This is a genomic window from Pseudomonas sp. No.21 (assembly GCF_054558415.1).
This window is the reverse complement of record NZ_BAAJNO010000002.1, coordinates 453,360-467,101: the sequence shown is the minus strand read 5'-3', so window position 1 is coordinate 467,101 and position 13,742 is coordinate 453,360. Positions and strand designations below refer to the sequence as shown.

The following is a 13,742-nucleotide window of genomic DNA, read 5'->3' as shown; positions in this document are numbered from 1 at the left end:
CCCCCGCTATCCCGCGCACGCGCCTTCCGCAGGTTGCGGTAGAGGCACGAAACCCAACGCAGCGACGCCGAGCATCACCTCGTTGGCCTCGCTACGCCCGGCGCCAACCTACGTAAATTCCCAACCCGCCCCGGAACGCGGCTTCAATTGGCCTTGCGCATCTTCTCCAGCAGCGGTGTGCAGGTGTTGGTGACATCGTCGCCGCCGCTCGGCGCGACCAGCGCCAGCAGCCCGGCAGCGGGGGCCACCACGGCGCCCAGCACCACCATGCCGGCCCCCCGGGCGATCAGCGGCACCGCCTTGACCCCGGCGTCCGGCTTCTTGAAGGTGCCGCGCACATAGAGCGGCGAACGCAGGGAGAAGATCCGCACCCCCTTGGACTCCGGGGTGATGGTCAGGTCCAGGCGCTCGCTGGCGAGGTTGGCCGAACCGTCGACCTGGATCAGCGCGTTCTCGGTATCGAAGATGAACACCCGTGGCGTCACCAGGCCCTTGGCCAGCTCCAGGTCGGCAGCGGCGCAGTTGATCCTCACCTCGTCGTCGCCGAACAGCTTGCCCACCAGGTAGTTGCCGACGTTGAGCCCGGCGATCTCCATCAGCCCGCGGCTCACCGCGCCGTCGTTGACCAGCAGCCTGAGGTTGCCGTTGGCCGTGCCCAGCAGAGCCGCCACCGAGTTGCCGGTGCCGGCCAGGTCGGCGTCGCCGTTGAGCTCGCCGAAGCTGGTGCGCATCGGCTCGAAGGTGGGAAACAGCTGCTTGAGCTTGAAGTGCCGCGCGCTGAGGCGGGCGCGGCCCTGCAGGGGCACGCTGCTGCCGTCCAGGTGGAGGCTGGAGTCCAAGGTGCCGCCGGCCATGCCGAAGCGCAGGGGCTCCAGGCTCAGCTTGCCGTCGTCGAGTACCACGTGGGTGTCGAGGTCGTTGAAGGGCAGCTTGTCGCTATGGACGATGCGCTTGCCGGTGAAGCGCACGTCGGCATCCATCTGCCGCCAGCGCTCGGTGCGGAATTCCTCCACTGGCAGCACCTTGTCCGCCGGCTGCTTGCCGGCCACGCCGCGCGCCTTCTTCTCGGCGTTGGAGTCGGCGCCGATCAGCGGCGCCAGGTCGGCGAAACGCAGCTGGTTGGAGGTCAGCGCACCGGAGAGCTTGGGCCGGGGCTGGCGGGCGACGTAGTGCAGGTCACCATGGATATCGCTGTCGCCGATGGCGCCGTTGAAGCCTTCGTAGTGGAACTGCGGGCCCGCGGGGTCCTGCAGCTGCGCCACCAGGCGGCCGTCGGTGGAATAGGCCGGCGTATCGGGCAGGGTCACGCCGGTCAGCGGATAGAGGTTGCCCAGGCTGTTGCCGGCCAGCTTCAGGCGCAGGTCCAGGGCGCCCAGGTGAGTCGGGTCGGTGAGGGTGCCGGCCAGGGCGATGCGCGTGGCGCCGATGCGCAGGTCGGCCTGCAGGGGAAATGGCTTGCGTGCATCCTTCAGGGCCAACAGCCCGCCGATCTTGCCGCTGCCGTCCAGCGCCTGGCCCTTGTAGCTGCCCTTGGCCGTCCAGCCGAAAGCGTAATCCTGGGGCGCATCGCCCTGCTCCGCCACCTTGCCGGCGGCCTTCTCGCCGACGATGTCGCTGAACGGAATCGGCTTGCCCAGCGGGTCGACCAGCAGCTCCAGGCGCGTCTGCGAGGGCTGATCGTCGATCTTCACCTGGCCCTTGTCGAAGCCGATGGCGCCGATGTCCAGGGTCCAGGCGGAGGGTTTCTCGTCGGCCTGCTCGGGGGTGCTGGCGAGCTTTTCGAAGGTCCAGTTGTCGCGGCCGTCGGCGCGGCGCTTGAGGTCGGCGCGGGGCTCGGTCAGGTCGATGCGCGGGATGGTCACGGTCTTCCACAGCAACGGCAGCGGCGACAGGCTCGCCTCCACGCGCGCGAGGGTGACGAACTGCTGCTCCCTGGCCCATTCGGGGTTGCCCAGGGTCAGGTCCTCGGCCGTCACATGGGGCCAAGGCACCCAGGCACGCAGCCCGGGCTCGGAGGGCTCGCGCTGCCAGCGCACGCTGAGATCGCCCTTGATGGCGAAGGGGCGGCCCAGGGTTTCCGAAACCCGGGCATTAAGCGTCGGCTTGATGCGGTTCCAGTCGAACGTGGCGACGAACACCACCAGGGCGACCAACAGCAGCACCAGGCTGGCGGTGGTCCAGGCGAGGATCCTGCGTCCACGCGACATGCACGTCTCCTTCTTATGGCGGCATCGACCCCGGAATGCAGGCTCGATACACGAGGCTTGTTGATCTATCGACTGGCAAACGCGGCGGATGACTCCGGTAAATACAGACGGAAATTCACCGGGGCGCGCAGCTTAAACCGCCCGCGGCCCCCTCAGGAAGCGCCATGAAAACAAGCAAACAATTGATTCGAAAGCGCTTTTCCAATCATCACCGGCGTCGATGCCGACTATCGCGAGTGATCACTTTTTAATCGCCTGGCCGTCCGTAACATGGGCCCCGTAGCCACTTGCTACCCCCCACACCCCAGGAGATACCGACATGAAAACCCAAGCCCTCGCCACCCTGTTCCTCACCGGCCTGTTCGCCATCCCGGTCGTCCAATCCGCCGTTTCCTATCCGCTGGTCGCCGAAGGCGAAGGCGCCTATATGGTCATCGACCGCGTCGCCGAGGGCGGTGCAGAGCGCACCCTGAACCGCGTTGCCGAGGGTGGCGCCGAACGTACCCCGGGCTTCCGTGTCGCCGAAGGCGGTGCCGATCGCACCCCTGGCTTCCGCGTCGCCGAAGGCGGTGCCGACCGCACCCCGGGCTTCCGTGTCGCTGAGGGCGGCGCTGAACGCACCCCGGCTTTCCGTGTCGCCGAAGGCGGTGCCGACCGCACCCCGGGCTTCCGCGTCGCCGAAGGCGGTGCCGACCGCACCCCGGGCTTCCGCGTCGCCGAAGGCGGTGCCGACCGCACCCCGGGCTTCCGTGTCGCCGAAGGTGGCTCCGACCGTTTGCTGCAAGCCCACGGCGTGGTCTGAATCCACACCGGCTTCACCCAGTAGTCAAAGCCCGGCACCGGCCGGGCTTTTTATTGCCCGCCGCTCAACCTCACTCCGACAACCCGCCCCCCCCCCCGGCACCCACACACTCGCGGGTTTCACCCGCCCTAGGGGCTGCCCAGGCCCCGCATCGGTAACCGGAACCTGCAGGTCGGGTGCCACCCGGCACGCGCGTCCGTCGCTCACCGTCTGCCACGCCCGCATCACCGCCATCGATGAGTAGCCCGCAAAGCCTGTGCAAAGCCTGCGAAGAAGCGCCAAAGGCACCCTCGACCCATTGATCTGAAATGGAAAAATCAACCATTAAAGAGATCGATGCTTACTATTGGCCGCCTTCACTTCTGGGCTTTCCGGGGGCTCCGTAACATGGGCTCCGTAGTCACTTACCAGCCCCCCACGAGGAGCCACAGATCATGAAAGCCCATGCCATTGCCGCCCTGTTCCTGACCAGCCTTTCCGCCACCGCCTTTGCCCTGCCCTCCGAGCCGCAACCGGTTCTGGGCGAATCCCGCGACAACAGCGGCTTCATCCAGGTCGTCGAGCCGGTTGCCGAAAACGGCTCCGATCGCACCCCCGGCCTGCGTGTCGCTGAAGGCGGTGCCGAACGCACCCTGAACCGCGTTGCCGAAGGTGGCGCCGACCGCACCCCGGGCTTCCGCGTCGCCGAAGACGGTGCCGACCGCACCCCTGGCTTCCGCGTCGCCGAAGACGGTGCCGACCGTACTCCTGGCTTCCGCGTCGCCGAAGACGGTGCCGACCGCACCCCTGGCTTCCGCATTGCCGAAGACGGTGCCGACCGCACTCCGGGCTTCCGCGTCGCCGAAGATGGTGCCGACCGTACTCCTGGCTTCCGCGCCGTCTGAAGTGGGTTCGCTCACTGAGGCGAGAACAGATGCGCCGCCCACACGGCGTCCCTCCACAGACTGAAAGCCCGGCACACGCCGGGCTTTCGCATTTCTGGGGTCACACCGGGACGGCGGCCGGTGGCGAACGGTAGATCCAGATGCGCTTGAGCACGGTGGCGAACTGCACGGACAGCCTGCCGCTGTTGTAGACCTGGCCGTAGCGCCGGGCGATCTCCTTCACCTCCACCGCCAACGCGGCGTAGCGACGGGCCGGCAGGTCGGGGAACAGGTGGTGCTCGATCTGGTGGCTGAGGTTGCCGGTGAGGATGTGCAGCAGCGGCCCCCCGGCGAGATTGCTGGAACCGCGCAGCTGGCGCAGGTACCACTGGCCGCGGGTTTCGCCCTCCAGCACTTCGGGGGGGAAGACCACCGCCTGCTCGGTGAAGTGGCCGCAGAAGATCACGGTGAAGGTCCACAGGTTGCGGATCAGGTTGGCCAGGGCATTGCCCGCCACCACCGCCCAGGCGTTGGCACCCAGGGCCAGTGCGACGAGGGGGAAGAACAGGTAGTCCTTGACCAGCTGGCGCAGCACCTTGGCGTTGAACTGGCGCAGGCGCGGGCGCAGCTCCTCGCGGCTCATGCGGCCCTTGAAGTACTGGTCCAGGCGCAGGTGCTGCACGGCCACGGAAAACTGGAACAGCAGCGCCTGCAAGGTCACCCACAGCGGTTGCCAGCGGTAGAAGGGCTTCCAGCGCTGCTCGGGGAACAGCCGCACCAGCCCGTAGCCGACATCGTCATCGCGGCCGAGCACGTTGGTGTAGGTGTGGTGGACATGGTTGTGGGTGTGCCGCCAGAAGTCGGCGGGACCGACGATGTCCCACTCATAGCGCTGCCCGGAGAATTCCGGGTCGTTCATCCAGTCGTACTGGCCGTGCATCACGTTGTGGCCCAGCTCCATGTTCTCGAGGATCTTGCCCAGCCCCAGCAAGGCGCTGCCCAGGAGCCAGGTGGGCGGGAACCAGCCGAGCAGCAGCAGAAGCCGGCCGGCCCAGCAGCACAATCGGGTCACGCCACGGATGCGGCGGATGTAGCGGGCGTCCGCCTCGCCCAGGTCGTCCAGGGTGCGCTGGCGCAGGGCGTCCAGCTCGGCGGCGAAGGCCCGCAGTTCCTCGGGGCCCAGTTCTCGGTCGATACGCATGTCGTTCTCGCTCATCGAGGCGTTGTCGGCATGACGCCGGTTCAGAGGTCGAGCACCAGGTCGCCCATGGGAGCGCTGACGCACAGGCGGATGGGCTGGCCCGGTTCGGCGGCCAGCGCGCCGGTTCGCAGGTCGCGCACCGTGCCGCTGACCAGCTTGCAGGTGCAGCGGGTGCAGACGCCCTGGCGGCAGCCGTGGGCCGGGCGCAAGCCATGGGCCTCGGCCTGCTCCAGCAGGTTGTAGCGGCTGTCGCCCTGCATCTCGCTGCGCGAGCGGGCGAAGCCCAGGCGCACCTGGCGCGCGGGCTCGTCCGGGTTCAGCGCCGGCGCGCTGAAGGCTTCCAGTTGCAGAGCGCCCCGCCGGGGCTCGGCCTGCCACCACTGGCGCACCGTCGAGACGAAGCCGTGGGGCCCGCAGGCCAGCAGGTCGCTGGCGTCGATGTGCTGCACAGCGCCCGCCTGGAACCGTCCGGCCAACTCGTCGGCTGCCGGCGGCTCGCCGCTGATCGCCCAGCGCACGCTGAAATTCGGATGGCGCCGCGCCAGGGCCTGCAGCTCCTCGGCGAAGGCCCGCTGGCCGCGCCGGCGCACGTAGTGCAGCAGCGTCACCGGCGCCGCGAAGCCTTGCGCCAGGGCCTCGCGCAGCAAGCCCAGCAGCGGTGTGAGTCCGCTGCCGGCTGCCAGCAGCAGCACGCCATCGGCCCCCTGCGGCCAGCGCAGCTCGCCCTCGGCCTGGCCCATCTCCACCTGCGAGCCGATCTCGAGGAAGTCCAGCAGGCGGTTGGACAGGCGCCCACCCGGCTGGCGCTTGATCGCCAGCTCCACGCGGCCGTCGGCATGCACCGCGGTCAGGCTGTAGCTGCGCCCCAGGCGTACGCCATCGAGGCTCTGGTGCAGTTGCACATGCTGACCGGGGCGCCAGCCCCTGGCATTGCCGTTGACGCGAAAAGTCAGCGCGAGCATGTCGTCCGCGACCCAGTGGCGCGCCTCCAGGCGGGCGAAGACCCGGTTGAGACGCAGCAACGGGTGCACGCGGGCCAGGAAGAAATCGACCTCGGCTTCGCGCAGCCAGGCGCGCTCGGCGAGCGCCCGCAAGGGCTTCAGGGCGGGCGCCAGGTGGCGGGCGAGGGACAGGGGAATGAGGGGCATCGGCAACACCAGTGAACACTTGTTCACTAGCCTGCATGAGCACCCCGCTTTCAGTCAACAACCGTTCACTGAATGCGGTTCGCACCGGCAGGGGGCATTTGCTAGAGTGCGGCGCATCCACACCCCGCGAACCGGCTCCATGACCCCACGCTCGGAACAGAAACAGCAGACCCGCCAGGCCCTGATGGATGCAGCGCGCCTGCTGATGGACAGCGGCCGCGGGTTCGGCAGCCTGAGCCTGCGCGAAGTCGCCCGCACCGCCGGCATCGTGCCCACCGGCTTCTACCGCCACTTCGCCGACATGGACCAGCTCGGCCTGGCCCTGGTCAGCGAGGTGGGCGAAACCTTCCGCGACACCATCCGCGTGGTCCGCCACAACGAATTCGAGATGGGCGGGATCATCGACGCCTCGGTGCGCATCTTCCTCGACGCGGTGAAGGCCAATCGCGGCCAGTTCCTCTTCCTCGCCCGCGAGCAGTACGGCGGCTCGCAACCGGTGCGCCAAGCCATCGCCGCCCTGCGCGAGCGCATCACCGACGACCTCGCCGCCGACCTCAAGCTGATCAACCGCATGCCGCACCTGGACGACCCGGCGCTGGACGTGGTCTCCGACCTGGTGGTCAAGACGGTATTCGCCACCCTGCCCGAGCTCATCGACCCGCCCGCCAAGGGCCTGGCCCCGCACCTCACCCCGGCGGCCAAGATGATCCAGCAACTGCGCTTCATCATGATCGGCGGCAAGCACTGGCAGGGCCTCGGCAGCGCCAGAAGCTGACCGACCCGTCAGCGCGCACCAAAACGATCCATCGCGCACCACGACGAAGCATTCCGGCGCCCCAGGAACTGTCAGCCCGCGCCCCATGCCCCGCAACACAAGGCCTCGCACCCTCTTGGCAAGCACCTTGCTCTAGCACCGGCATTGCACACTGCCGGGACCTCCCATGCTGGTCATCCAGGAAAGAATCGAACCCCGCGAAAGCTGGGACGCCGAACTGCTGCTCACCTATGAGGCGCGCAGCAAGAGCCGCCTGCGCTGCTTCAGCGTCGCCGGCGAAGACGTCGGCCTGTTCCTCGATCGCGGCCAGCCGCCCCTGCGCGACGGCGACTGCCTGCTGGCCCAGGACGGCCGCGTGGTGCGCGTCACCGCCCGCCCCGAGGCGCTGCTCCACGTCACCTGCGCCAACGCCTTCGAACTGACGCGCGCCGCCTACCACCTGGGCAACCGCCACGTCGCCCTGCAGATCGGCGAGGGCTGGCTGCGCCTCCTGGACGACTACGTGCTGTTGGCGATGCTCGAACAGCTCGGCGCACGGGTCGAGCGCATCGAGGCCGGCTTCCAGCCCGAGCACGGCGCCTATGGCGGCGGCCACCACCACTCCCACCACGGCGACGCCGACTTCAACTACGCGCCGCGCCTGCACCAGTTCGGAGTGCGCACGTGAACCCGGCCTGGCAACTGCTGCGCCTGGCCAGCCCCCAGCTGCCCATCGGCGGCTACAGCTACTCGCAAGCCCTGGAGCTGGCGGTGGACCAGGGCCTGGTGGACGACCCGCAGAGCGCCGAACGCTGGATCACCGACCAGTTGCTGCTCAACCTCGCGCGCTTCGAGGCGCCACTGCTGCTGGCCCTGTGCGAGGCCGCCGCCGACGCGGACTGGACCCGCTTCAGCGACCTCGGCGAGTGCCAGCGTGCCAGCCGCGAAACCCGCGAACTGCAGCTGGAGAACCGGCAGATGGGCTACTCCCTGCAGCAGTTGCTCGAAGGCCTGCCGGAGCTGGATGCCCCGGCCCGCAGCGCCCTTGCCGCCCTGCACGAGCCCGTGCTCGGCTGCGCCTGGGCCCTGGCCGCGCGCACCTGGCGCATCGCCCCGCAGGACGCCCTCGCCGCCTGGCTCTGGGGCTGGCTGGAGAATCAGCTGGCCGTTTTGATGAAGACCCTGCCGCTGGGCCAGCAAGCCGCCCAGCGCCTGACCTCCGCGTTGTTGCCGGCCCTGCAGAAGGCGCAGGACACGGCCAGCGAGACTCCCGAAAACCAGTGGGGCAGCGCCGCCTTCGGCCTGGCCCTGGCGAGCATGGCGCACGAGCGCCAGTACAGCCGTCTGTTCCGTTCCTAGGAGAGCAACATGCACAGCCAACCCCTGCGCGTCGGTATCGGCGGCCCCGTCGGTTCCGGCAAGACCGCCCTCACCCTGGCCCTCTGCCGCGCCCTGCGCGACCGCTACAACCTGGCCGTGGTGACCAACGACATCTACACCCAGGAAGACGCCCAGTTCCTGGTGCGCAACGAGGCCCTGGACCCCGAGCGCATCATCGGCGTGGAGACCGGCGGCTGCCCGCACACCGCCATCCGCGAGGACGCCTCGATCAACCTCGAGGCCGTCGACCAGCTCAACCGCCGCTTCCCCGGCCTGGAGCTGATCATCGTCGAGTCAGGCGGCGACAACCTCTCCGCCACCTTCAGCCCGGAGCTGTCGGACCTGACCCTCTACGTGATCGACGTCTCCGCCGGCGACAAGCTGCCGCGCAAGGGCGGCCCGGGCATCTGCAAATCCGACCTGCTGGTGATCAACAAGGTCGACCTGGCGCCCATGGTCGGCGCCTCCCTCGAGGTGATGGACCGCGACGCCCGCAAGATGCGCGGCGACAAGCCCTTCGTCTTCAGCAACCAGAAGGTCGGCCAGGGTCTCGACGAGATCATCGCCTTCATCGAGAAGCAGGGCCTGCTCGGCGCTGCCTGACCCGCACAACAAGGAGCTTCACATGACCCTTCGCAAAGCCCTCTACGCCCTCGCCCTGTTCCTCACCCCGGCACTGGCCTTCGCCCACCCCGGGCATGATTCCTCCGGCCTCATGGCCGGCGTCGCCCACCCCATCACCGGCCTCGACCACCTGCTGGCGATGCTCGCCGTGGGCCTCTGGGCCGCGCAGCAGCAAGGCGCCGCGCGCTGGGCACTGCCGGTGGCCTTCGTCGGCACCATGCTGCTCGGTGGCCTGCTGGGCTTCGAAGGCCTGGAACTGCCCTTCATGGAAACCGGCATCGCCGCCTCGGTACTCGCCCTCGGCCTGCTGGTGGCCGTGGCCGTGCGCCCGCCGATGTTCGTCGCCGTGGGCCTGACCGCCCTGTTCGCCCTGGCCCACGGCGTCGCCCACGGCCTGGAACTGCCCGAGCTGTCCAGCCCCTGGGGCTACGCCACCGGCTTCGTCGCCGCCACCGCCGCCCTGCACGCCGCCGGCTACGGCCTGGTGCGCGTGCTGCCGCAAGCCGCCGCCCCCCTGGTACGCGTTGCCGGCGGCGCCTCCGCCGTGGCCGGCGCCTGGCTGCTGGCGGGCTGAACCACCGCGTTGCACCGGCCGGCCGGGGGCTCCCCCATCCTCCCCCGGCCGGTCGCCCACCGCGCCCCCCTCGAAGACGCCCCCACGCGAAAGCGCAGCGGCGGGCATCGCCTTGGCGTCACGCTTTTGTCATAGTCCTCGCGTCTGATTCGGCACGCCCGTCCCTCTTCCTCGGAATATCGCCATGCGCTTCGCCCGTTTCCTGCTCGTCCCCCTGCTGCTGATCGCCATCGCCCTGGCGGTCCTCGTCCTCACCAGCAAACCGGCGTCGCCACCGGCGGTGATCCAGGCGCTGGGCGACAAGCCGCTGGTGATCGCCCACCGGGGCGGCCGCGGGTTGTGGCCGGAAAACACGCTGTTCGCCTTCGAGCGCGCCAGTGCCCTGGGCGTGGACATGCTGGAGATGGACATCCGCCTGACCGCCGACGGCAAGGTGGTCGTGCTGCATGACGCCGACGTGGACCGCACCACCGACGGCAGCGGCCCCATCGCCGGGCTGACCCTGGAACGCGCCCAGGCGCTGGATGCCGGTTACCACTGGACCGCCGACGGCGACGAGAACCACCCGTATCGCGGCCAGGGCATCCGCATCCCGACCCTGGACGCGGTGCTGCAGGCCTTCCCGGAACAGGCCAAGGTCATCGAGATCAAGGTGCCCGACGTGGGCCTGGAGGATCGCCTCTGCGAGGCGCTGACGGAGGCGAAGCAACGCGACAAGGTGATAGTCGGCAGCTTCTACGAGCGCAGCCTGAAACGCTTCCGCGAACAGTGCCCGGACGTGGCCACCTCGGCCAGCCCGGGCTCGGTGAAACTGCTGGTGGCGCTGAACTGGCTGGGCCTCGGGCGCCTGCTGTCACCCTCCTACCAGGCGCTGCAGATTCCCGAGCGCAGCAGCGGCCTGGAAGTGGCCACGCCGAGCCTGCTGGCCACCGCCATCGACCGTGGCCTCAACGTGCAGATGTGGACCATCAACGAGCAACCGGCCATGCGCCACCTGCTGGACATGGGCGCGCACGGCCTGATCACCGACTACCCGGATCGCGCCCTGCAACTGCTGGGGCGATCCACCCGCATCACTTCGCTGAACGATCAATAGCGAAGCCGGCCCAGGTCTGGCTCACGGGCATCAGCTCCAGGGTGTTGATGTTGATGTGCGCCGGCTGGTTCAGCACCCAGAAGATGGTCTCGGCGATGTCCTGCGGCTGGATCGGCTCGGCGCCGGCGTAGGTGGCGTCGTACTTGGCCTGGTCGCCACCGAAGCGCACCAGGGAGAACTCGCTCTCGCACAGCCCCGGCTCGATGTCGGTGACGCGCACGCCGGTGCCGACCAGGTCGTTGCGCAGGTTCAGCGAGAACTGCCGGACGAAGGCCTTGGTTCCGCCGTACACGTGGCTGCCCGGATAGGGGTAGCTGCCGGCGATGGACCCCAGGTTGACGATGCCGGCGCCGCGCCCGTGGGCGATCAGCTTCGGCAGCAGCAGGCGCGTGGTGTAGAGCAGGCCCTTGATGTTGGTGTCGACCATGGTGTCCCAGTCATCCAGGCTGCATCTGGGCGCCGGGTCGGTGCCCAGGGCCAGGCCGGCGTTGTTGATCAGGCCGCGCAAGGTGCCGAAGCGCTCCGGCAGGCCACCGATGGCCGCCTCCATCGCCGCGCGGTCACGCACGTCGACCACCAGCGGCAGCACCTCGACCTTCTCGCCAAGCTCCTCGGCCAGCGCCTTCAGCCGCTCCTCGCGGCGGCCGGTGATCACCAGCGACCAGCCCGCCTCGGCGAAACGCCGGGCACAGGCCTCGCCAAAGCCGGAAGTGGCACCGGTGATGAACAGGGTGGACGTCATGGGAATCTCCTCGAATCGATGGCAGCGGCACGCACTTCAGGCGTCGCCCGCCGGTTGGGCAGGAAGGCGTCCACAGTGCCAGAAACCGGCCGCTCTCTCCTAGCCCGGGCGCCGCTTGCCGGACGCGTGCCGCACCGTTCGGCAGAGCCCTTGCCAGGCCTGCTTCCGGGCCATCCATACCCAGCTTATCCACAGCTCGATAACAGCTTGGTCCACAGTTTTCGGGGACAAGCCCGGGCATGGTGCGGACGCCTGCGCAGAATGTTCCCGTTTTTCTCAAACCCAGCAGCTGCGGCGCTTGCAGGCCCGCGCAGCAGATGGCAATGGCTGATTTTCGACCAGCCAGCGCCAGCCCCTGGCGGTACTGGCGCCTGGCCAGGGCTCCAGAGCTTGCCCACAGAGTTATCCACAGCGTGCGGGGATAACTGCGAGGGCACTTCAAGGGGCATTGGCAAGTAACTGTTCCGCTTGAAAAAAGCATGACTGTACGAATCTCGACCAGACCGCCCGGACGACCGCCCATCCGGCCCGACAGCCACCTGCCCACATCTTTTCCACAGTTCGCTCCACAGATTTTGTGGGTGGCCCGGCTCGGTCCAAGGCGTGATGGCCGACCTACCTTGCGCCACCAAACCCGTAGGCTGGTGCCGAGCGCAGCAAGGCCCAACGGCACCATGCCAGCTCCGAATCCAACGCATCGCCCGGCACCTGTAGGGGCAAATGCATTGGCTCGGTCTGCGTTAAGTGTTGCTGGAGGATTTGAGTCCAGCTGATTGCCGAGCTCTGGTGATGTTTCTGGTTTCGCCCCCCGGGCGAGTCCCTTTTCTCAATCACCAGAAAAGGAACCAAAAGGGCTTGCCCCATCATCCGGCCCCGGCTTCGCCGCGGTGCCCTCACTCCATCGTCGCTATCGGGGGCCGGCGCGATGGACCATCCATGGCCTGGCGCGCCGCTCGCGGCATCCATGCCGCTCGTTCCCCGGCGCAACGACTGCGTTCGGCCTCCTGGAGGGGCGTTGGCGGCTGCTCCAACTTTCTTCGCTCAAATCCATACATTGATGTGCGCAGTAACCCAGCGCACGTTCGTAGGATGGCGTAGAGCGAAGCGAAACCCATGCGGTGGCGGTGGCACGAACCCTTGGGCGCCCGAAAAGGGCCATGCTTGAGCGCTTGCATTAAAACCACAACAGCTAACGCAGACAGAACCAATGCATTCACCCAGGCAGCACAAGGCGCCGCCCAGAGGCTTCGCGAGCAGAGCTCGCTCCTACAGGGCGCGTCCCGGTGTGGGGTGAGTGGTGGAATCGAACTCCGTTTGGTGGATGAAAAGAGCGTCATCCACCCTACAAAGCCCCTAGATCAGGCGCTGGCCAGCAGCAGGCGCGCTGCCACCAGGTCTTCCAGGGCGTAGCCGACCGACTTGAACAGGGTGATTTCCTCGGCATTCCGCCGGTGGCCACGGCCGTGCAGGAGCTCGCGCAACTCGGTGCCGATCGCGTCCTCGTCGAGCAGGCCGTCGGCGATGGCGAACAGCAGGTCGCCGGCCTCCTCCAGGGCTCCCTCGCGGGTGTCGACGACGATGCGCGCACGGGCCACGGCGGCGGAGTCGGTCTCGCGCATGCTCGGCAGGAAGGCGCCCACCAGGTCGAGGTGGGTGCCGGGGCGCAGCCAGTCGCCCAGCACCAGCGGCGAGCGCGAGGTGGTGACGCAGCTGATGCAGTCGGCCTGCTGCACCAGGCCTTGCAGGTCGCCGCCGACCTGCACCGGATACCCCTCTTCACGCAGGGCCGCCACCAGCCGGGCGGACTTGTCGGCGTCACGCCCCCAGATATCCACACGCCGGTAATCACGCACCTGGCAATGAGCGCGGACCATGTGCGTTGCCAGGGTGCCGTTGCCCACCACCAGCAAACGCTCGGCGTCTTCGCGCACCAGGTGAGCGGCCGCCAGGGCCGAGGTGCAGGCGGTGCGGCGCGCGGTGAGCTCCGAGGCCTCGAGCATGGCCAGCGGACGGCCGGTGTCGTCGTCGAACAGGGTGAACAGCGCCGCCACCGACGGCAGCCCGCGCGCACCGTTGCCGGGGAACACGGTCACCAGCTTGACGCCGATGCCCTGCCCCGCCTGCCACACCGGCATGGTCAGCAGGGACGCGCCATCCGGCAGCTCATGGCAGCCCCGCACAGGCGCCGCACAGGGCTCGGCGAGCCCGACCCGCAGCGCTTCGATCAGGGCGGGGTAGCCGAGCGCAGCGGCGACATCGGCGTTGGTGAAGAAACGCAGATAGGACATGGCATTCTCCGAATGGGCTGGAAGCCAGAAGCTCGAAGCCGGAAGCGAGCGACACCACCTCCA

Annotated in this window: 13 protein-coding genes; 8 read left to right on the top strand and 5 right to left on the bottom strand. The window is 68.5% G+C overall.

From position 1 onward, the window contains the following. Nucleotides 1-143: 143 nt before the first annotated feature. Nucleotides 144-2,207, bottom strand: coding sequence for an AsmA family protein (locus ACYJSS_RS04810; RefSeq protein WP_111264645.1), 2,064 nt, complete (start codon nucleotides 2,205-2,207; stop codon nucleotides 144-146). Nucleotides 2,208-2,526: 319 nt separating this feature from the next. On the opposite strand from ACYJSS_RS04810, the gene ACYJSS_RS04805 reads away from it, so the two are divergent. Together ACYJSS_RS04805 and ACYJSS_RS04800 are read left to right on the top strand one after the other, a co-directional pair. Continuing rightward, complete coding sequence (locus tag ACYJSS_RS04805; RefSeq protein ID WP_111264646.1) at nucleotides 2,527-3,009, top strand: hypothetical protein; 483 nt, start codon at nucleotides 2,527-2,529, stop codon at nucleotides 3,007-3,009. 434 nt (nucleotides 3,010-3,443) lie between these two features. Continuing rightward, the gene (locus ACYJSS_RS04800; protein ID WP_111264804.1) at nucleotides 3,444-3,893 is read left to right on the top strand and encodes a phage infection protein; all 450 of its coding nucleotides are present in this window, start codon (nucleotides 3,444-3,446) and stop codon (nucleotides 3,891-3,893) included. Nucleotides 3,894-3,993: 100 nt separating this feature from the next. On the opposite strand, the gene ACYJSS_RS04795 is transcribed toward ACYJSS_RS04800, so the two are convergent. Together ACYJSS_RS04795 and ACYJSS_RS04790 are read right to left on the bottom strand one after the other, a co-directional pair. Continuing rightward, the gene (locus ACYJSS_RS04795; RefSeq protein ID WP_111264805.1) at nucleotides 3,994-5,073 is read right to left on the bottom strand and encodes a fatty acid desaturase family protein; all 1,080 of its coding nucleotides are present in this window, start codon (nucleotides 5,071-5,073) and stop codon (nucleotides 3,994-3,996) included. Between the two features lie 41 nt (nucleotides 5,074-5,114). Continuing rightward, nucleotides 5,115-6,221 (bottom strand): ferredoxin reductase, encoded by a 1,107-nt coding sequence (locus tag ACYJSS_RS04790; protein ID WP_236204313.1) that lies wholly within the window; start codon nucleotides 6,219-6,221, stop codon nucleotides 5,115-5,117. A gap of 139 nt (nucleotides 6,222-6,360) precedes the next feature. Between ACYJSS_RS04790 and ACYJSS_RS04785 the strand changes: the two genes are divergently transcribed. From ACYJSS_RS04785 to ACYJSS_RS04760, 6 genes are all read left to right on the top strand, one after another. Further along, nucleotides 6,361-6,996, top strand: a complete 636-nt coding sequence (locus tag ACYJSS_RS04785) for a TetR family transcriptional regulator (protein WP_111264802.1) — start codon at nucleotides 6,361-6,363, stop codon at nucleotides 6,994-6,996. Between the two features lie 166 nt (nucleotides 6,997-7,162). Further along, complete coding sequence (ureE, locus tag ACYJSS_RS04780; protein ID WP_111264801.1) at nucleotides 7,163-7,663, top strand: urease accessory protein UreE; 501 nt, start codon at nucleotides 7,163-7,165, stop codon at nucleotides 7,661-7,663. Next, a complete protein-coding gene (locus tag ACYJSS_RS04775; RefSeq protein WP_111264800.1) occupies nucleotides 7,660-8,334 on the top strand; it encodes an urease accessory protein UreF in 675 nt (224 codons plus the stop codon). The genes ureE and ACYJSS_RS04775 overlap by 4 nt, the downstream gene beginning before the upstream one ends. A gap of 9 nt (nucleotides 8,335-8,343) precedes the next feature. Then, nucleotides 8,344-8,958 carry an urease accessory protein UreG gene (gene ureG, locus ACYJSS_RS04770; RefSeq protein WP_021222421.1) on the top strand — a complete coding sequence of 205 codons (615 nt, stop codon included), beginning with the start codon at nucleotides 8,344-8,346 and terminating at the stop codon, nucleotides 8,956-8,958. A 22-nt stretch (nucleotides 8,959-8,980) separates the two neighbouring features. Continuing rightward, entirely contained in the window at nucleotides 8,981-9,553 is a 573-nt protein-coding gene (locus tag ACYJSS_RS04765; RefSeq protein WP_236204314.1) for a HupE/UreJ family protein, read from the top strand. 184 nt (nucleotides 9,554-9,737) lie between these two features. After that, nucleotides 9,738-10,649 (top strand): glycerophosphodiester phosphodiesterase, encoded by a 912-nt coding sequence (locus ACYJSS_RS04760; protein WP_111263796.1) that lies wholly within the window; start codon nucleotides 9,738-9,740, stop codon nucleotides 10,647-10,649. Here the strand turns inward: ACYJSS_RS04760 and ACYJSS_RS04755 are convergent. Together ACYJSS_RS04755 and lhpI are read right to left on the bottom strand one after the other, a co-directional pair. Beyond that, nucleotides 10,627-11,391 (bottom strand): SDR family oxidoreductase, encoded by a 765-nt coding sequence (locus tag ACYJSS_RS04755; protein ID WP_111263797.1) that lies wholly within the window; start codon nucleotides 11,389-11,391, stop codon nucleotides 10,627-10,629. The two genes, ACYJSS_RS04760 and ACYJSS_RS04755, sit on opposite strands and share 23 nt — an antisense overlap. A gap of 1,358 nt (nucleotides 11,392-12,749) precedes the next feature. Further along, nucleotides 12,750-13,679 (bottom strand): bifunctional Delta(1)-pyrroline-2-carboxylate/Delta(1)-piperideine-2-carboxylate reductase, encoded by a 930-nt coding sequence (lhpI, locus tag ACYJSS_RS04750; RefSeq protein WP_111263799.1) that lies wholly within the window; start codon nucleotides 13,677-13,679, stop codon nucleotides 12,750-12,752. Nucleotides 13,680-13,742: the final 63 nt, after the last annotated feature.